Origin of the sequence: Oceanobacillus bengalensis, assembly GCF_003628445.1 — a bacterium.
GTDB classification, from domain to species: domain Bacteria; phylum Bacillota; class Bacilli; order Bacillales; family Amphibacillaceae; genus Oceanobacillus; species Oceanobacillus bengalensis.
The window spans coordinates 47,243-67,593 of the sequence record NZ_RBZO01000016.1 but is presented as its reverse complement, the minus strand read 5'-3'; the positions used below and the strand labels follow the sequence as shown (position 1 = coordinate 67,593).

15 protein-coding genes are annotated in these 20,351 nt (G+C 31.6%); 11 read left to right on the top strand and 4 right to left on the bottom strand.

All coding sequences use genetic code 11. From position 1 onward, the window contains the following. Positions 1–29: 29 nt before the first annotated feature. A complete protein-coding gene (locus D8M05_RS11340; protein ID WP_121131860.1) occupies positions 30–419 on the bottom strand; it encodes a hypothetical protein in 390 nt (129 codons plus the stop codon). A gap of 301 nt (positions 420–720) precedes the next feature. Then, positions 721–2,235, bottom strand: a complete 1,515-nt coding sequence (locus D8M05_RS11335) for a multicopper oxidase family protein (protein WP_121131858.1) — start codon at positions 2,233–2,235, stop codon at positions 721–723. A gap of 396 nt (positions 2,236–2,631) precedes the next feature. Here D8M05_RS11335 and D8M05_RS11330 point away from each other — a divergent pair, with 396 nt between their 5' ends. After that, positions 2,632–3,264 carry a YdhK family protein gene (locus tag D8M05_RS11330; RefSeq protein WP_121131856.1) on the top strand — a complete coding sequence of 211 codons (633 nt, stop codon included), beginning with the start codon at positions 2,632–2,634 and terminating at the stop codon, positions 3,262–3,264. Positions 3,265–3,554: 290 nt separating this feature from the next. Here the strand turns inward: D8M05_RS11330 and D8M05_RS11325 are convergent, their stop codons facing one another. Then, entirely contained in the window at positions 3,555–3,749 is a 195-nt protein-coding gene (locus D8M05_RS11325; RefSeq protein ID WP_121131854.1) for a DUF7695 domain-containing protein, read from the bottom strand. Positions 3,750–4,216: 467 nt separating this feature from the next. Here D8M05_RS11325 and D8M05_RS11320 point away from each other — a divergent pair, with 467 nt between their 5' ends. Next, entirely contained in the window at positions 4,217–4,429 is a 213-nt protein-coding gene (locus D8M05_RS11320; protein WP_121131852.1) for a hypothetical protein, read from the top strand. Between the two features lie 137 nt (positions 4,430–4,566). On the opposite strand, the gene D8M05_RS20210 is transcribed toward D8M05_RS11320, so the two are convergent. Next, positions 4,567–5,361, bottom strand: coding sequence for a hypothetical protein (locus D8M05_RS20210; protein ID WP_183072778.1), 795 nt, complete (start codon positions 5,359–5,361; stop codon positions 4,567–4,569). Positions 5,362–5,672: 311 nt separating this feature from the next. Between D8M05_RS20210 and D8M05_RS11310 the strand changes: the two genes are divergently transcribed. The 9 genes from D8M05_RS11310 (at position 5,673) to D8M05_RS11270 (ending at position 19,892) form a co-directional block, all read left to right on the top strand. Continuing rightward, a complete protein-coding gene (locus D8M05_RS11310; protein ID WP_183072777.1) occupies positions 5,673–7,040 on the top strand; it encodes a TniQ family protein in 1,368 nt (455 codons plus the stop codon). Continuing rightward, positions 7,024–9,690, top strand: a complete 2,667-nt coding sequence (locus D8M05_RS11305) for a Mu transposase C-terminal domain-containing protein (RefSeq protein WP_121131847.1) — start codon at positions 7,024–7,026, stop codon at positions 9,688–9,690. The genes D8M05_RS11310 and D8M05_RS11305 overlap by 17 nt, the downstream gene beginning before the upstream one ends. Next, a complete protein-coding gene (locus D8M05_RS11300) occupies positions 9,691–10,842 on the top strand; it encodes a TniB family NTP-binding protein (RefSeq protein ID WP_121131845.1) in 1,152 nt (383 codons plus the stop codon). A gap of 110 nt (positions 10,843–10,952) precedes the next feature. Then, on the top strand, positions 10,953–12,461 hold the full coding sequence (locus tag D8M05_RS11295; protein WP_102414973.1) for a helix-turn-helix domain-containing protein: 1,509 nt from the start codon (positions 10,953–10,955) through the stop codon (positions 12,459–12,461). Between the two features lie 862 nt (positions 12,462–13,323). Next, a complete protein-coding gene (locus D8M05_RS11290; protein WP_121131843.1) occupies positions 13,324–13,623 on the top strand; it encodes a hypothetical protein in 300 nt (99 codons plus the stop codon). A 168-nt stretch (positions 13,624–13,791) separates the two neighbouring features. Next, positions 13,792–14,571, top strand: coding sequence for a hypothetical protein (locus tag D8M05_RS11285; RefSeq protein WP_121131841.1), 780 nt, complete (start codon positions 13,792–13,794; stop codon positions 14,569–14,571). A 233-nt stretch (positions 14,572–14,804) separates the two neighbouring features. Continuing rightward, positions 14,805–15,734 carry a restriction endonuclease gene (locus D8M05_RS11280; RefSeq protein WP_121131839.1) on the top strand — a complete coding sequence of 310 codons (930 nt, stop codon included), beginning with the start codon at positions 14,805–14,807 and terminating at the stop codon, positions 15,732–15,734. A 272-nt stretch (positions 15,735–16,006) separates the two neighbouring features. Next, positions 16,007–18,049, top strand: a complete 2,043-nt coding sequence (locus tag D8M05_RS11275; protein ID WP_121131837.1) for an ATP-dependent nuclease — start codon at positions 16,007–16,009, stop codon at positions 18,047–18,049. A gap of 1 nt (position 18,050) precedes the next feature. After that, the gene (locus D8M05_RS11270; protein WP_245985308.1) at positions 18,051–19,892 is read left to right on the top strand and encodes a UvrD-helicase domain-containing protein; all 1,842 of its coding nucleotides are present in this window, start codon (positions 18,051–18,053) and stop codon (positions 19,890–19,892) included. Positions 19,893–20,351 lie beyond the last annotated feature (459 nt).

Here is a 20,351-nt window from a genome sequence, read left to right as displayed (position 1 = left end):
ATATGTTAATCCTTAGAAATTAGATAGTGTTAAAGAACAAACTTTACCAACACAGACATCAACGTAAAAATTAATAAAAAACCAACAATAAAGATTGTAATCCAAAGAGCGTTCCCTTTCTCTTGAAGATTTTTATACTCTTTATAAGTGAGTTCTCCTTTTGCAAATCTTAACCCATTGTCATTCGGTTCAATAGAATAATGCTTTCCTTCTATGTCTTCCAAAATGACCTTTGTAATTAAAGTGGACTTATTCCCCATTTCCGTTTCAAGACTTACCCAATCACTTAAATTACTTTGGACCTTAAAACAGTTGCCGCCTGCGAAGTCAATCCTAATTAATTTGTATAAGGAGCTATCCCATATCTTTTTGGACATTTCATGAGTTTGTTGTTCAATAAAACTATAGGAAAAACACAAAACATCTCACCTCTACTCCACTTTTTCCCTAAAACAAAAAAGTTATTTAGATACAAATTTACTATTATTATATCATATGAAAATATTTTAAACTGTTAATTAAAATTCTAATATTTATATTTTTAGTGGAATTTTTGTAAGACGACAGTAGATGATTTCAAGGATACCTTAATAATAATAATCATTAAAACACCCTCAGCTTTAACCAATGTCATAGAGCGAATTGTCAATGGAATAGAGAGGGGCTGTACGTAATCCAAAACAATTCCGTACAGCCCTTCTTAATGTTTACTCCGTAAAATTAGTATACTTCTACCTGCCCCATCATACCGTTATCTTCATGCTCTAGAATATGGCAATGGTACATATAGATTCCCTCTTCCGGAAAGGTGACGAGCAGTCTGACTCGTTCGCCCGGTTCAATAAGAACACTATCTTTCAGACCTTGTTCATTCGGAGCTGGTTCCCTTCCATCACGCGATATGATTTTGAACTGAGTACCATGAATATGGAATGGATGTATCATTCCCCCCATTTCGTCTGGCTTGTTATAAACTTCCCAAACTTCCGGGACTCCTTTCTTTTGCCGTAAGTCAATCCGGTCAGGATCGAATTTCTTGCCGTTAATGGTGACCTTATCCATCATTCCAAACAATTCGATTTCCTTGGTAACCGGCAAGGATTTCTCTTCTTCTGTAAGGAAGGTAGTGTTGTCTGGCCAAGATATGGATTCCTTCTTTTTCATTTCGCCATCATATTCCAAATCAAAGGGCAATAGGGCATTACCTTCCTCATCAGTGATGGCAATTGGCTCATCGGATTCCATCGCAGAAAAGTCAATTAGGATTTCTGCACGTTCCGATGGGGATAAAGTAATCTCATCTGTTTCAACTGGCTCACGCAATAACCCGCCATCCGAAGCAATTTGGGTGAATGAGGCATCGTTGCTTAAACGGAACGTGTAATTTCGGGCATTCGCACCGTTAAGGATTCGAAAACGCATCAGCGGTTTTGTCACAGTCAGTTTCGGATTGACCGTACCGTTAACGAGCGATACATCCCCGATTGTTCCATCGTTGTTCATCAGATTCTTATAATCCAGTTGCTTATTTTCGTCAAAGAGACGATCCTGAAAAATGAGAGGGATATCATCTACACCATAAGTATGAGGCAAAGCAGGAGCTTCTTCATCCGTCTCCTCCACATAGAGCATTCCTGCAAGCCCTTTGAACACTTGTTCAGCAGTCGTTTCATGTGGATGTGGGTGATACCATAATGTCGCTGCCGGCTGATCTGCTTTTAAGGTGACGACTTTACTTTCACCCGGCTGGATTACATCACTCGGACCACCATCTTCACTTCCCGGCACTTCAAGACCGTGCCAGTGAAATGTTGTTGGTTCATTTAACTCATTCCTGACTTTCACTTTTACGGTCTCCCCCTCTTTAAGCTGTAAAGTCGGCCCCAACAAATTTCCATTATATCCGTAAGTATTGGTTAGAGAGCCATCAAAGAATTGCGTCGTGCCTTCTTGTGCGACCACCTCATAATCGAAGTCTGAGTCCTTCTGTTTTTCTAACAGGGGTGGTATTACCAACTCCTGAGTTCCTTTGGAGGCTTGAAGAAGGGGGATATTATCATGGTCCATGTGTTCTTCCATACCTTCCATGTCCCCGTGGTTCATATCCATATTTTCTTCATGTTGCATTTCTTCAGATTCCATAGTTTGTTCTCCAGATTGTTGTTCTGTTGTAACGTTTGTGCAACCCGTCAATATTAGCAACAAGCCTGCACCTGCCAATATAATTTTTTTCATTTGGTCGCTCCTTTATTCGTTCATTCTTTGCATTTAGACTTCAGATGTGTTATTTAGTTGTAATCACTACGAGTGAGAAAACAACCTTTAATACATTTTCCTCCCTCCCTTACCATTCACAATTATCATATCGAACAAATATCGAGAAATAATGCATAATTGGAGTAAAAACTAATCACTATTTAATTTAGATGTTGAGTATAAAAAGGATTATTCTACTGAAATGTCATTGATATTCAATGACTGTATTTTTCATAACCTTTTGTATCCACTTGGAAAAGGGATGAAGATTTATTTTAGAAATCGTAATTCATATTTTGCGAAGTCTGCATATAATCTGCAAATTTACTGGTTAGAATATAGGCAAGCTTTATTTTATTAGGAGGGATTATTTAAATGCAAAGTAGAAAAATCATAATAGGGATAATTACTATATTCACAGTACTTATCTTATCTGCATGTGCAGGGGCAAATGAAGAGGAGAATACAGAAAACGAGTCTAATTCGGAAGAAAATGTGGAATCCAATAATGATGAAATGGATATGGAAGAATCTGATACCAACGAAGATGAGGGCATGGATCATTCTGGTATGAACCATTCAAGCAATGGCGAAGTTCCCGAAGGCTTACAAGAAGCGGATAACCCTACTTATCAGGTTGGTAGCCAAGCAATAATTGAATCTGATCATATGTCGGGTATGAATGGTGCTGAGGCGACAATTGTTGGCGCATATGACACTATGGTATATACTGTTTCCTACACACCAACAACTGGTGGAGAACCAATAGAAAATCATAAATGGGTTATCCATGAAGAGATTGAAGAAGCAGGGGATGAACCTTTTGAACCGGGAACTGAAGTAACCCTTAACGCTGATCACATGGAGGGTATGGACGGAGCAACTGCAGTTATTGATTCCGCCGAAGAAACAACGGTTTATATGGTTGATTTTATAAATACTGATACTGGTGAAGAAGTGAAGAACCACAAATGGGTAACGGAAAGTGAATTATCACCAGTAGAATAATTTTTGAAATTAGGGACTTATCCGTAAATCGGGTAAGTTCTTTTTGTAGTAGTTGAATTATAAGAGATATTTATTATTATTATTCACATATCTAAGAAATGATTCAGTTGGTTTCGTGGCCTATACCTTTATGCTTAATTATTGTTCTATCGTTCTCAACATTCTTTTGAGTACCCCCATTAATACGGCAACGCATCTTTTGAAATTCACCACCGATTACCTAGACTAGACCAGCAATAATTATACTTGCTAGTGGGATCAGTCTAAGTTCGTCAAGTATATATACGGTATCATTCATATTCTACTAATTCATCATAAAATTTTTCAGGTGGATTACTAGGAAAAATTCTTTTGGCATACTCTAGTCCACCGTCAATCGCCACCTTTTTGCATGAACATTGTTGAAAATCATATATTTGTCTTGATTCAATAATATCTCCGCAGCATTTACAACGAATTCTATTTCTTTTTATCCTTTTATTCATGTTACTGTCTCCTTCTATTTTATCTTTTAGAATTCTATATGATTATAATTTATGTAGTTATTAAATGACAATAGATTGACTGGAAAAGAGTGAAACAGAATCAATATAACTGGATTTCAATGCACTATGTTCTTAGAACAACATAAAGTCATTAAGAGAATTGTTTTTATCATAAAAAAGGCTGCCCAAAGAGCCGTTAAGTTCCGCATGGCAACTAATTTACCGATAATTTTACTTTCGATAAGTAATATGAATTTGGTGCAGGGTTATACTTAACTTGGCAGGATTTTTTAACAGGACACTAGATTAATGTGTAGAATCTTAGAATTCAAGGTGTAGGAACAAAAGTAGTATGAAAATCCAGAAATCAAAATAGAAGAATTATAACCACTAAGTTTTGGTTAGGTGTTGTCAGTTATTGATTTTTTATTTTGTTGAAGGGTGGATTTAATAAAGGAGATAATGACATGAAATTTATTTACTTTAACGATACTGGTAGAAAGGTGAGCATACATCCTGCTACTTTTTTACATGGTTGTACTGGCTCAAGTGAACCAATCAAACATCTAGAACAAAGATTATTTGAATTACCAGCAGATACATTTCCTTGGGTGAAGATGTGGGATTATGGTGAAAGCGGATTAAGCATATTAGTTTCACCTATGAAGGAAACTAAATAAAATATGGCTTATAGATGAATCAACAATGAGGTCAATTAAGGGTATGTAACGTTAATTGTTATTTTAAAGATTGGCTGTCCAAAGAGTCAATTACGTTCTGTTTGGACAGCCAAAATACTACTCCGCTTTAATTTAAATTAGAGGGGTAAATTATCATCGAATTCTTCTTCGAGTGGAAAATGTAGTTCAATATCATCTTTATTTTCTTTATGAATTTCATTTCCATTGATTTTAAACAACCAACTAAATTCATTTATATTTCTTTCCTCATTTCTTAAATCATCTAATAGTAGTACCAATATATTTTTGATCTTTCTTAGGTTTCGGTCATTACTATTCTTGTTTAATAGTTTAAATATACCATTGAAATGCTTGATGACCTTATTAATTATTGCTCTAAATTCCTCTATGCTATTTGCAAAATATATCAGGAATGGTAAGTCAAATATAAGGTCATTCTCAATTAATTCATTTTCTTTGTTACTACTTATATTTGCCAATCTTAACCAATGTTTTTTAAATAGAATGATTCTATTAAAAATATGCTCATAATTTTGCACTGATTTAATAAAGTTAATTTCTACTATATCTCTTTTATAATTAACTAATCCATCGTGAATTATATTTAAACAATCCTTATATTTAATATTAAAATGTGGAATCAAGAATAGGACTTCATCTTCAGTCTGATTATGGTCTTGGTATATTATCAACTCAAATTGTTGGAGTACATAACCTTGATAAAAATATTTGAAAATCCATCGGTGAAAATTAATAAGGTCATCTGTCCATGCAATATAGCTATTTGATTCATTTTCAAAGTATTCGTAGTTAAACGGTTCGTCAATTGGACAATCGTACCAAGTTACATCTACACAATTATATTTATTTTTTTCCTCTTCCATAGTAAAAACAGCTCTAAATGATAGCATTTATTAAACCTCCTAAGATAATTTTAAGTATTATACTCTATTAAAAAAGCTATTCGAATAGCTAACTATAATTTTTTTATTTTAATTTTAATTTTTTATTTAAAAATAAGGTCTAAATGTACTCTAAATTGTATATTTAGACCTTATTTTCATGTGTGAATAAAAACAAAAACACCTTACTTTAATCCAAATAAGGCCCTAAACAGACCGTTTATGTCCGTAAAACGACCTGATATGGAAAAGGTGAATAGTTAAATGTTCTATATGGCAATAATAACTATTAATCTATTAAATTTATGGGGTGTAATAGAATGATAGAAATATATTTAGATTCTAGAAGTGATTTATACAGTATTGAACCAATTGGTTTGCAAACTGAGTTAGTTGAAAGCCTGAGCAGTTATTTAATTAGGGTAGCATATGAACACAACCTCTCTGTTGGTCATTTATTCAATAAAAAGATTTTTCCTGAAATGAATAAGAGTTATTTAGAACGGGCTTCAGCTTATGGAGGGAACCGCTTTTATGAAAAGGCAAAAACTCTAAATGGATACATGGAAATTGCTGTTGAACTTGCATGGACAGTTGAAAAGTTAACATCCAGAGATGACCTAATTAATTTAACCTTGTACAACCTAAAAGAATTCATTCCATTGAGAAATTTATTGAAGGATACACTCACTTGGTGTCCTGACTGTATTAGAACTTGGGAGAAGGATGGAGAGGTTATATATTATCCGCTGATATGGCATTTAAAACCTGTAGAGATTTGCAAAAAACATAGTCGTTTTTTAATTGATAGATGTCCTATATGTAAAAAGAAAGTTGATATCATACGCAGGCAAATGGTTCCCGGCTATTGTCCAAATTGTTCCTCTATATTAGCCCAAGAAAGTGAAAGCAAAAGGATCAATCTAGAAAAATTTAGGTGGGAACTTTATGTTTATGAAAATGTGAAGGATATTTTATCAATAAACCATAACAAGATAGATGTTCAAAGTTTTAAGCATACATTTATAAACAAATTGAAAGTAATAAATGAAGAACGTTTTTCAAATAATGTTGCGGGTTTTTCAAGACACCTAAGTATCCCAAAAAGCACTCTCCGATATTGGCTATATGGTCAAAACTTTCCTTCTTTAGATAACATACTTAAAATATGTTTTAAATTAAATAAAGAAATTTTAGATTTCCTCTTAGAATCTCAAAAACTAGATGTTAATATATTTCAAATTAATGACAAGCGGGTCATTAATAATAAAACAAAACAAACTCGAAAACCACTTAATTATGATGTGATTGAGAAAAAACTGATTGAACATTTAAGTACAGATACTCCAATATCGATGAATTCAGTTGCAAAAGTAATTGGTCGGGATAAGAGAGTATTGTACAGAAATTTTCCGGATCTTTGTAAACAAATATCGAGGAGATATTACGACTATATAAAAGAAAAGTCAGAGCTAAGGATTAAAAGGTTAAAAGAACAAATTAATCTAGCCTTTAATGAGTTGAAAAATGAAGGATTATATCCTAGTCGTAGAAAAATTGAAGAAAAGATTAATAAAAATGGGGTTTTAAAAGAAAAGGTTTTACAAGATTATTGGAAATTTTTATTAGTGCAAAGTGGTTATGAGTATAAGAATAGGAGGACATATTTAAATGATGAGTTCAAGTGAGTTTGAAGAATGGGCAGCAAGAATGGACTTAACGGAAGAGGCAAAGAAGGAAATTCAACGGATAAGACAGTCCCCTCCAGCAAGACGGGTTGGGGGAGGTAGAAATAACGTTAGCGGAAGGTATAGTAGTAAAAAGATGGGGGTTACCATTCAATTTGAGAGCCATAAGGTTGAATTACCAGCTATCTATATGATGGAATTTAATGATGATGTATTGGAGTATTATGATCAACCACCCAAAATAAAAATGAATTATTTTCAAAGTAAGAAAGACAAAAATAGAAAAATGGCTTATTGGTATACAGCAGATTTTTTTGTAATCGAAAAGAAAAGAGCTTATTGGGTAGAGTGCAAGACAGAAGAACATCTTATTAAGAAGTCTCAGGAAAAACCAGATAGATATTTTAGAGATAATGGAAGATGGGAATTCGCACTCGGAAAAAATTATGCAATACAGTTTGGTTTGGATTTTCTTGTACGTTCGTCATCTGAGATTAATTGGATACTTCAACGTAACCTTGAATTTCTGGAAGATTATATTACCAATGGGCATATACCCGAAGATCAAATTATTGCAAAGATTAAGGAGGCAGTAATATCAGCGCCCGGTATAACCATACTAGAGCTTATTCAAAATGCAGATGAACAATTTACCTCTGATGATATATATGACTTAATAGCAAATAACATCATCTATATTGATTTGTACAACGATTTAATAACCGAACCAGAGAGTGTAAAGGTATATCTAAATAAAGAACAGCATAAGGGTTTTTCGATAATTGAAAAATCAAGTAGAAAAAGAATTTCACCTAAGATGATTGAAATAAAAAACGGGAACAGTATTTTATGGGGAGATAGTGCTTGGACTATCTTAAATTACGACAGTGGCAATAAAAAAGTGTTTTTATATTCAAAAAGTACAAATGAACATGCTGAATTACCAATCCACTTGTTTGAATCATATATATCAGAAGGTTATATAAAGGCTGTGGAAAGTAATAACAATAAAGAAAGTAATAAATTAAACAAGATGATTGCAGAAGCTAGTGAAAAGGACTTAGAAGAGGCAAATAAGAAATATGAAATTGTTACAAAATATCTAAACGGAGAAAATGTTCATTTAAATGTTACTGGAAGAAGTCTCAGAAATTGGGTAAAAAAATACAATGATGCAGAAGAATTATATGGAAATGGTTTTGTCGGACTTCTTCCCAGAACAAAAAAAAAAGGAAATAAAAATTCAAAATTGCCACCGGAAACGGAAAAAGTAATGAATGATGTAATTGATCAAAGTTATAAAAACATTAAGTCTAAAACAGCGAAACAAGTTTATCGTGAATTGTTAGTTAAATGTGAAGAACTTAATATTGATCCACCATCATACCAAACAGTGTGTACTGCGATCAATAATCTTTCTAAATATGAAGTAGAAGAATCTAGAAAAGGAAGAAGAGCAGCATATAAGTTTGAGGAATTTTATACTGAATTAGAATTTACTACTCCGAGGCATGGGGAGCGTATTTTCGAACTGGCGCATATTGATCATACTGAGCTAGATATTGAACTAAAACTTACTAGTCATAAGACCATGAGACCGTGGCTTACCGTGATGATTGATGCCTTTTCTAGAAGGGTCCTTGCCTTTTATCTAACATTTGAACCACCTTCATACCGGAGTTGCATGATGATTATTAGGGAATGTGTAAAGAATTATAACCGACTACCTAACTTCCTTGTTTTGGATGGGGGAAAAGAATTTCATAGTGTATATTTTGAGTCTTTACTGGCCTTTTATGGTGTTCACAAGAAACAGAGACCTGCTGCAAAATCAAGATATGGAAATGATGTGGAAAGATTATTCGGCATAGCTAATAAATTGTTTATTCATAACCTTGCTGGAAACACACAATTAACAAAAAATGTAAGACAAGTTACTAAATCAGTAAATCCGAAAAACCATGCAATTTGGACACTAGAAACTTTAAATGAAGCCCTTGAGAACTGGTTTAATATAGTTTATGACAATAAAATAAATCCATCGCTTCATCAAAGTCCTAAAGAATCATATGAAGAATCAATTAATGTTTCTGGAAGTCGCCCGAATACCTATATTTCTTATGATGATACTTTTATTTTAATGACATTACCATCTCCAAAAGGAAAAACTAGAAAGGTACATCCGGGTAAAGGTATTAAATTATCATATTCATATTATTGGTGTGACCAATTCAGAAATCCAAAAATTGAAAATTCCCAAGTTGAAGTAAAATATGATCCTTTCAATATTGGAATTGCATATGCATATGTAGGAGATCAATGGGTAGAATGCCAATCTGAAGGTTACAAATATTTATATGGTAAAAGTGAAAAACAAATGAAAATTATTACAGAAGAAATCAGGCAAAAGAATAAATTATATTCACAAAACAATACAGTGACAGCAAAAATGATTGCACAATATATTATAGACTCTGAATTAAAAGAAGAAGAATTAATAAACGAAAATTTATCTTCCACAAAACCAGAATTAGAGGTTTTTGATAGCAAAGATGGTTCAAATGATAAAAACGCAGATGATGATAATTCAAATAAAACAGATGATATTTATGATGATGACGATCTTGAGATATTTGGGGAGTTGATATAGGTGACAAAAAAACAAAGGTTATTTGGAGAAGAGCTTTTATCAAAATCTAAGAAAGAACGTGAAAGTTTTTTTAATGATTTTACTGTAAGTCATACAAAAATGAAACAGGTTTCAGATGAATTAAAAAATGAAATTTATAAAGGCTCACAAAACATCATTATGGTCGTTGGCCCATCAGGGGTAGGAAAATCCAGACTTTTTACTGCAACAGTGTTATCAGTTCTCAGAGACATGAAAGAAGAAACCGAGAAAGATAGAAGCATTATCCCTATCTCCGGTATTGAGCTTCCAAATCCGGATTTAGGGAAGTTCAACTGGAAAGATTTCTATTATAGGGTACTTTCGTCATTAAGAGATCCATTAATTGATTATAAGATTGATGTTACTGATATTGAAAAGAAAAATAGGAAGGGTAAGAAAAGTAACAAAAAAAACCCTCTTAATGCAAACACTGCTCCAGAGTTACGTAGATCAATAGAAAGTGCATTTTTTAACAGGAAAACAAAAGCACTTCTGATTGATGAAGCACAGCACTTTTTTAAAATAAATTCAGAAAAAAGGGGGAGCAGTGAACAAAACCAGAGGCAATTTAATTCCATTAAATCATTAGCAAACATGAGTACCACTAAAATTGTTTTATTTGGAACTTATGATTTAAATGCGGTTTTCAATTTAGATGGTCAGTTGTCTAGAAGGGTTAAGGAAATTCACTTTCCGAGATATGATTATACCAATGCTAACGATAGAAAGTCCTTCCAAGCTTTATTATTAACCTTCCAGAAATTGTTACCTGTGGAGAAGGAGCCTGATCTAAGGAAATACTCAGAATATATATATGAGAATTCCATTGGGTGTGCGGGTATTTTAAAGAATTGGTTGCAAAGATGCCTTTCAGATGCTCTAGAAAAAGAAGAGATGACTATTACCTATCAAAATTTGAAAAGAAATGCTTTACAAACAAAAAAACTTTTAACATTAGCAAACGAGGCAATTACTGGAGAATATTATTTCAGTGATAATAAAAAAGATAAAAAAGAGCTTCAAACTTTGCTTGGAATTAAAAAAGAGAAAGATAATGAAAAACCAAAAAGAAAGAATAATCCAAAGCCGGGAATTAGAAAACCAGAAAGGGATACTGTAGGGTTAGCCTAAGCTTAGGGGATATAAAATATTAAAGAAAAATTGGGTGGGTATTTCCTACTCAATTTTTTATTTCTTGGATTTACTTGTTAACGCATTATCATCATCGGGGGGAATCAGTAATGAATTTAATTTTAAGTAGTTTAACAGATGAGCGAGGGAAGGTTGAGAACTTTTTATCTACTAGAACAGATTTATATAATGTTGACCCAATAGGAATTGGAACATCTTATGTAGAAAGTCTATCAAGTTATATATCGAGAATAGCGGAAATTCACAATTTAGCGGTATCACCATTGCTGAGTAAAGTAATTGCACCTATGCTAAATATAAATTATTTAAAAGAACAACTTACCCAAGGAATAATCAAGGATACCTCACATTTTATTAATGAGAATAGTCCCGTTACGATAGAGTATTGTAATACATTGGAAATACTAACTGGTAGACATGATCTACGTAGTTTGACTATGTTAAATTGGCAGGGTGTTTTTTCAAAAAAACTCTTTAGTAGATATAGAAAATGGTGTCCGATATGCTTAAATAAAATGAAATCTAACTCAAAAATTATATATGAACCGCTAATTTGGTATATTTCTGATATAAAAAAATGCGAAGTACATGAAGTAGTACTGCAAGACCAGTGTCCGAATTGTAACAGAAATTTACCGTATTTGCATAAGGAACTAATGGTTGGCTATTGTCAATATTGCGGATCGTGGTTAGGAGATGAATTGGTAATTAATAAAGAAACTTTAACTGAGAAAGATATATTTATTTTTCAAAATTATAAAGAATTACTTGCAAATTCATCAAAGCAACCAATTTACCCAACAAGAACTTTTATTTCAAATTTTTTAAACAGATTAATGAAGAAATTGGATATTAAAAGTGTAGCGAAGTTGGCAAATATTCTAGGATTAAATTCAGCAACGGTCAATTCATGGGTAAAAGGAAGAAGACACCCTTCAAGTGAAAGTCTTTTAAAAATTGCTCGAAAAATCGGGTTAACTATTTATGAGATGATTTATGACAATAATAAAAAGCTAGTGCTTGAAATAAAAAAAGATAGCTATCTTCAACAGCAGAAATCTATCTCAATAAGTGAAATTGAAGATAGTCTAAAGAAAGAGGTCAATTCAAAAGAGCCAAAAAGTCTAAATAGAATTTCCAAAGAGTATGGTTTTTATGAATCCACCGCCAAAAGGAACTTTCCAATTTTATGTGAAAAGGTAACAAAAAACTTTAATTCTTATAAAGAACAAAAAGTAAAAAAAAGAAGAATCGAGATTGAAGAAAAATTAATAGATTGTCTAAGTAAAGAAACTCCTATAAGTTTGAATCAGTTTTCAAAAGATAATGGCATAACTTTAAAAACCGCAAAAACAGTTTCCCCTAATTTATGTAAAAAGGTGGTTAAACGATATGAGGAGTATATTCATGAATTGAAAAGGAAGAGAGTTCAAATTATAAAAAGAGAAATTATAGAAATTGTAAATACATTACATCAAAAAGGAATTTATCCAAGTTCAAATAAGGTACAAGAGAATCTTGAAAATAAACATTTATTTAGAAAAGAATGGGTAAAAAGGGCTTGGAAGGAGACTTTGGAAAGTTTAGGATATAAGTGAATATTTAATTCTACAATTGTTAATCTAAAATTGAGTGTAAAAGGGTTCTGAAATTAAATAAACCATATAGTTTCCTAAAATAGAAATGTAAAGCATATAATTTCCTAAAATAAAATTGTAAAGCATAAAGCTTCCTAAAAGTAGAAAAAAGAGATTATTACTCGATTGTATTTGAATGGTAGTAGTCTTTTGGTTTAATAAGTCTTATAAAAAGAGCTGAGATACCTTGTGGCTCTAGGGTTGGAAGCTATATGCTTTATTGCTAGGAAATTATATGCTTTACGTCACAGTTTTTGTGACAGGAACCATAAAATTTCCGTTTGGAAGTTTTATGGTTCCTTTTATTTTAGGAAATTTTATGGTTCATTTTTGTAATTTAAAGTCAAGCGATGAATTTATAACAAACATTAAGCTAGATAAATTAATTAACCTTTTCATTATTTTGCCATAATCCTTTTTGTTTTATATCGAATCTCCAGAAACATCCCTGTAAATCAACAAATATTTCCATAAAACGATATAATATATAAAAAGGAATATTTGGAAGAAGGGAAAGTTACGTCTACAATTAAATCACCATATTTCTCAAGAGTGAAAATAAAAAAATATAAAAATTTTAGGAACCTTAAAGATACAGATGTTAATTTAAGTCATAAGCAGGTTATTATTGGTAAAATAATCTTGGTAAAACTAATTTTATAAAGACAATTCAACTTATTTTGGACCCAAAACTTTCTGATGATGATCGTTATTAAAATGAATCTGATTTTTATGGTGGATTAGAGGATTCAATACTAATAGTGAAGTAATAGAAATAATGATAGAAATACAAGGATTTTAACATAATAAATCGGTTGTATCCATGCTGTCTGATGCAACAATTGTTGCTAATCCTACAACTTTACGCTTAACATATCAATTCTATCCAATTCCTAATACTAATAAATATATGTATACAATTTTTCAGGGCGATCATTCAGAAATACAATTTTCTCATAATCACAGGAAGTTTTTAAATATTAAAGTTATTAATGGTATACGTGACGTAGAAAACGAAATGAAGAATACAGGAAAATCACCTATAAATAAATTATTAAGACAGTTTGAAATTGATAAAGAGGGACTTGAGGAAATTGCAAAAATTAAAATAACAGTACATTAGGATGACTAGATATGGTTTAAGAAGATTCAACTCAAAACCTTCTATGTTCCGGGGTGAGTTATATTAAAATGAACATATTAAATAATATGTTTTAAAATGAGATCAATGGAACGTAGCTATAAAAACTATAATGATAATCTATTATAAACGAGTTTTGGGGGAGAAGTTTTGGATGTGCAAACTGTTTTTCAAAAGATTACTGAAGTCACAAATATGAATCCTTTAGAAGTCACAGTTTGGTTGATAATTGTAGCTTTATTTGTTTGGTTGTATAAGGAATTTAAAGTACAATATCAAAAAAAGAAAGACTTAAAAACTGCTAAAACTGATATATTTATGGAGAAGATAAGTAAGTCCTTATCTGTTGCCTATCAGTACAAATTAGACATTACTAAAGGGCAGGAATTCTTTGTAGCTGTAATTAATTCTTTTCCACTATTGGATTCATCTGATATTAAAGAAATTAAGGAGATTATAAATGATTCCTCCATACATGAAAAAGAAAAAATAGAAAAAATTTCAGAAAAACTATATCAACAACTTCTTTATTTAAGTGAGCAGAATAGGGAGCTTAACACTGTTAAGTCAGGATTGGATGTATTGGACTATGGTTTTACAAAGCTCAAGGATATTGTATTTCCGATAGGACAAGCTTTTTTTACTTTATTTGCAGCCCTGTTAAGTTTTATCATAATATCCATCGGTGAGAACATTTTACTTAGTTTTATAAGATATACAGCGATGCTGTTACTTCTCATATTAACTGTAGGTTTCCTTGATATCTTTTTAAAGAAAAAACTAAAGAAGAACAGCTTAATCTCTATTATTTTTATATTTATCTCTTTAATACTTTTAATCGTTCAATATAATCTGTTAGTGGTTATTATTTTTCTATTGATCTTTGTTGTCTCGTTAATATGCTTTTTAAAATTTGGTCTGAAATGGTAAGAGTTTGATAAATAAGTCTTAAAGTATGGTAATGGACCTTACTGGCAGATTTTATTAAAGTACATTAAAGCCTATCAAGATTAATTATTAAAAATAAAGGACTTAATATAAATTTCTATTTGAAGAATAGAGTTTTTTTAAGGGTGAGAGACATTTCATTATAAATTTCTTATTTAGAAATATTAAGGTTTGTTTTCTAATATATGATTTACTATAAGTATGGAGGTGTTAAAATGAAAACAGTTTTTCCAAAAGATATAGCAGATTCTATGAGAACTTGCATCTTATCTATATTTTGGCCTAAAAAAGATATTATTGATTTTTTTATTAATAATGGTTGTACAAAAAGTGACCTAAAAAATGTTAATGAAAGTTTAAAAAGATCTCAAATAATTGATATGGTTTTTGGAAATCTTAATAACCGTGTTGATGGTGGGATAGGTCAATTTAGAAGTATGCTTCAAGCTCTAGTTGTTTGGAATCATTTTGACCCGTATTTTTTTAAGACTTTAAAAAAGTTAGATGAAAGTGAAGCTAAAAGAAATATTAGCCATTTAAAACAGTTACAAGAAATAAGAGATTCAAAATTAAAGCAGCAAAGAGAACTCCGTGAGAGAAAGGATAAAGAAATTTACACTAAGAAAAATACATTAGAAGAGTTACATAATGAGTTTATAAATCTATATCAGGGTAAAAATACATCCGGTAATAGTGTGTCACTACAACAAAGGGGATATTTATTAGAAGATTTTTTAAGAAAACTGTCAATCCATGAATCTCTTATTATTTCTGATCCTATTAGGCTTAGGGGAGAACAGATTGATGGAACGATAAAGTATGATGGAGAAAATTATATTATGGAAGCGAAATGGCAAGACAATTTAACTGCATCTAATGCCCTTTATCAATTTGCATATAAAGTTGAAGGTAAATTATATGGGAGAGGAATATTTATTTCAATAAATGGATTTTCAAATGACTCTGTTGAGGCTTTAGTAAAGGGGAAGGCACTCAATACAATTTTAGTTGACGGAGCTGACATAATTCTTGTAGTAGAAGGTCTATTTAGTTTTAAAGAAATTCTTGACCGAAAAATTAAAGCAGCTCAAACAATGGGGAAGATTTACATTGATGTAAATACAATGAAGGATAAAATTAGTTAATGTAATTATGGTCATTTAAATTAAAAATATAAAAGCTCAAGACTGTTAAGCATTACGGCCAATAGAATATACCACCAATGTCATCTTTTTTACCAGTTTAACAATAGTATACTGATTTGGATTGCTACTCGCTTGTATCACTGTTTCACTAACGAACCCGTTCGTAAAAAGGGAAAATAGAGGTTAAACATAGAGCCAAAATTTTATATATGCAACTTTTTAGAAACCTGTAATAAAGAGTTTAATATCTTGAAAAGAAAAGAGAGATTTATATGAAATTAACTAAATTAGTTTTTAACAATTATCGCAGCTTTGGACAAACTGATACAACAATTGAAATTTCTGATTTAACCGCGTTTATTGGTCATAATAGTTCTGGGAAAACTACAGTATTAAGCGCACTTCAAAAGTTGTTTGGAAATTCCAAAATTACCAAATCTGATTTTCATATACCTCTAGATAAAACAGCAGATGAAATAGAAAAAAGTAATTTTTACATAGAGGCTTATTTTGAATTTTTTGATGGGGATAGTGAAGGATCAGAAGAGGATGATTACGGGATAGCTGCGTATTTTGAAAACTTTATGGTAGATCAACCGGGGGGCAATCCATATATCGCTATACGTTTAGATGCCAGTTACGAAAAAGGTAGTTCCCCTGAAGGGATAATAGATTATAAATACCATTATGTGGTGGATAAAGGCGAGGATGGCCAAAAACCAATGTCTGCATATGATAGAGCCAAAATACAAGTTATATATATTCCGGCTGTAAGAAACCCATCCGAACAGTTAAAAAATGCTTCTGGAACGATTTTGTGGAGAATTTTAAACCAAATTAATTGGAAAGAGTCAGATAAAGAAAGGATAAATGAAAAAATTGATGAGGTAGATAATGAGGTTGCTAAGCAATCTGGTATTACTATTGTAAAAAAAATAGTATCTTCTCAATGGAAAAACTATCATAATGACTCAAGATATAATGAAGCTAATATTAAATTTGGCAGTAGTGATCTGGACAATATCTTAAAGAAACTTGAGGTGGAATTCACACCTTCGCATACGGAAAAGGCATTTAAAGTAGATGATTTAGGAGATGGATTGAAATCTCTATTTTATCTTACTTTGATAGATTCACTATTAGAATTAGAAAATGAGGCTATAAAAGAAATAAAAAACAGAATTTCTGATGAAGAACGAGTATTAAATATTGATCCGCCGGCTTTAACGCTTATTTTAGTTGAAGAACCTGAAAATCATGTTAGCCCACACTTGCTGGGAAAAGTTGTAAAAAACTTGAGTAACATACGTTCTAAAAGTAATTCCCAAGTATTGATTACTTCCCATAGTCCTTCAATTATTAAACGTGTAGAACCAACGGAAATCCGTCATTTAAGAATCGAGAATGGGGCAACCATTGCTAAAGAGATTGTGCTACCTGAAAAACAAGACGAATCCTATAAATATGTAAAAGAAGCAATTAGAGCCTATCCAGAATTATATTTTTCATCATTAGTGGTATTAGGAGAAGGCGATAGTGAGGAAATATTGATGCCAAAATTTCTGAATTTATATATGGATGAATTGGACACCGTTGGCATATCAATGGTTCCTCTAGGTGGACGTCACGTTAATCACTTTTGGAGGCTATTAAGTCAGTTGAATATCCCTTTTATTACCCTGTTAGATTTAGATAGAGAAAGGGAAGGTGGGGGATGGGGAAGGATAAAGTATGCTATTAAGCAACTTATTAGTAATGGGATTAGCAAAAGTGAATTATTAACTGTCAAAGGCGGTAAAGTTTTGTCGGATGAAAAGTTGGATAATATGCATGAATGGAATCAGGCAGGTTATGAGTATATCGATGGCTGGATAAAAATGCTAGAACGCTATAATGTATATTTTTCCAAACCGTTAGATATTGACTTTTTAATGATTGAAAACTTTTTAGATGCTTATTTAGAAACCTTAGAGAAAAATGAAGGACCGCTCATCCGAATAGATGAAAGTGAGAAACAAAAAAGAATTCAAGAATTAGATGAACAAGAAAAGCAAACTTTAGCTTATCAAGAACGCATTGAAAGTGATATGAAGAGAGCCTTAAAGAAAAACGGTGGTGAAGGCAATACATATACTGAAAAACAAAAGGAATTAATGATATGGTATAGCTATTTCTTTCTAACCAGAGGAAAGCCAGTGACACATCTGCAAGCATTAAATTATATAGCTGATGATGTCTTACAAGAAAATATTCCTGATGTCTTTATAAATATAACTGATAAAGTTAAATTATTACTAGAAATAGAGGATGCATAGTATGGGGATTTCGATTAAAGAATGGAAACCAAGTGATGGATTAATACTTGAACCAGCTGCGTTAAATGCTGTAAAGGATTTAAATAATTCTTTAGTTGTTGCAGGACCGGGTGCTGGTAAGACCGAACTATTGGCTCAAAAAGCATCTTTTTTGTTAGAAACTAATAGCTGTGTTTATCCCAATAAAATTTTAGCCGTAAGTTTGAAAAAAGATGCAGCGGTAAATTTAAAGGATAGAATAAAATTAAGATTATCTAAAGATTTAGAGTCTAGATTTATATCTCAAACCTTCGATTCATTTGCAAAAAGTATATTGGATAGGTTTTTAAATGCGATACCTGATGAGTTTAGACCTGATCCAAATTACGGAATAGCTTTAAATCAGAATGAATTTGTTCGAGCTTTTTCAAAGTGTGGGGTTAACTTTAATAATAATAAAATTAAAAAACAGTATATTGATAATTTAACAAAAAGAAGATTAGAAAGTGTATCTGGTGTCTATAAAGATGTTTGGGATATATTACTTAAAGGTGATGGGGATATTAAGCCAACCTTGAGCTTTCAGATGATATCTGTTCTAGCAATCTATATTTTAGAAACTAATCCACTGATTTTAAAATCTTTAAGGAAAACTTATTCCCACGTTTTTTTAGATGAGTTTCAAGATACTACGCGTATACAATATGCATTAGTAAAAGTATGTTTTCATAACTCTGAAACATCAATCACAGCGGTAGGAGATAATAGGCAAAGAATAATGTTATGGGCGGGGGCAAAGCCAGATATATTTGATTCATATAAAAAAGATTTTAATTCAAAAGAATTTACGTTAGTTATGAATCATAGATCAGCCCCACGGCTATTGGAGATACAAAAAATAGTTAATAATTATTTACAGGAGATACCATTTTCACCTATAGCTAATCCGAAATGGACCGAGGACGAGGGAGTTGCAGAAATATGGTATTTTAAAGATTCAATTACAGAAACAGAGGATGTTGCTGAAAGAATAACGCAATTAATTCATCAGCAGCAAATTTCATATAGGGATATTTGTATAATAGTAAAGCAAAGTGTACAGCAATTTAGTGACGAAATTATTGAAGTACTTGAGAAAGTAAATATTCAGGCAAGAAATGAAGCAAAGTTTCAAGACCTATTAAAAGAAGATATGGTTTTGCTAATTCTTAATACATTGAAATCAGCTCTTAATGCTAGAGATAGTGATGCTTGGTCATTTATCTGGGAGGCAAAGATTTTCTTTGAGGGCAAATTAGGTACAGTTGATCCGATTATCATCGATAAATTGAGAAAACATCTTAAAACAATGTTGAGGATTGTAAAAACAAAATTAATGAAAGTAACTCAACAAGAAGATTTAGATGTTCTACTAAAAGAAATATTAGATTTTTATGATGTAAATAAGCTTAGTAAATATTATCCCCAATATTTACAAGGTAAATATATAAATAAATTACGCGAAGAGTTATCGAGTTATCTATATCAATATTATACATCAAGGAAAGATTGGTTGGCTGCAATCGATTCGTTTCAAGGTAATGATTCAATACCAATTATGACAATTCATAAAAGTAAGGGACTAGAATTTGATGTAGTATTTTTTGTGGGCTTTGATGACAATTCATTTTGGAGTTTTTCTCAACAAGAAGCCGAAGATAAATGCACGTTCTTTGTTGGTCTTTCCCGTTCAAAAAGGTACTTATATTTCACTTTCTCTGAAAACCGGTTTGGGAGAAGACGTACAAATTCTGATATCTCGATCTTATACCAAATGCTAGAAGAATCTGGTGTAGTGGAAGAGAAGTTTATAGGATTTGATTGATACGAGAGTTACAATAAAAAACTTAAAGATGGTAACTTCTGAAATATTTGTTGTATTTCTGCAAATTGTATGGAAATGTGAAGTTAGTATTATTTCGCAATAAGATATATTAGTTACACCTTTATAGAGAAACATGGAAGAGCATAGAGACCATAAAATTTCCTGAAGTAAAATAAATACCCATAAGGCTTTCTAAAGTACAAAATAAAGATAAATCGTCCTCAGTCTAAATTCAAAATAGCTTTGATAAAAATATACTTTTACATTTAAGACACTTCAAACCGTTGGCGCTGTATGGTTGGAAACCTTATGGGTAATGCTTAGGAAATTATATGGATTCTGTCACAGTTTTGTTTTAACTATTAAAGCATAAAAAATCTCTCATCAAAAAAATTTTATTTGTTAAAGCCTCTTCATCATACTTTCCCTTTTTCTCTATCCTTAAAAAGGGCCTACTAT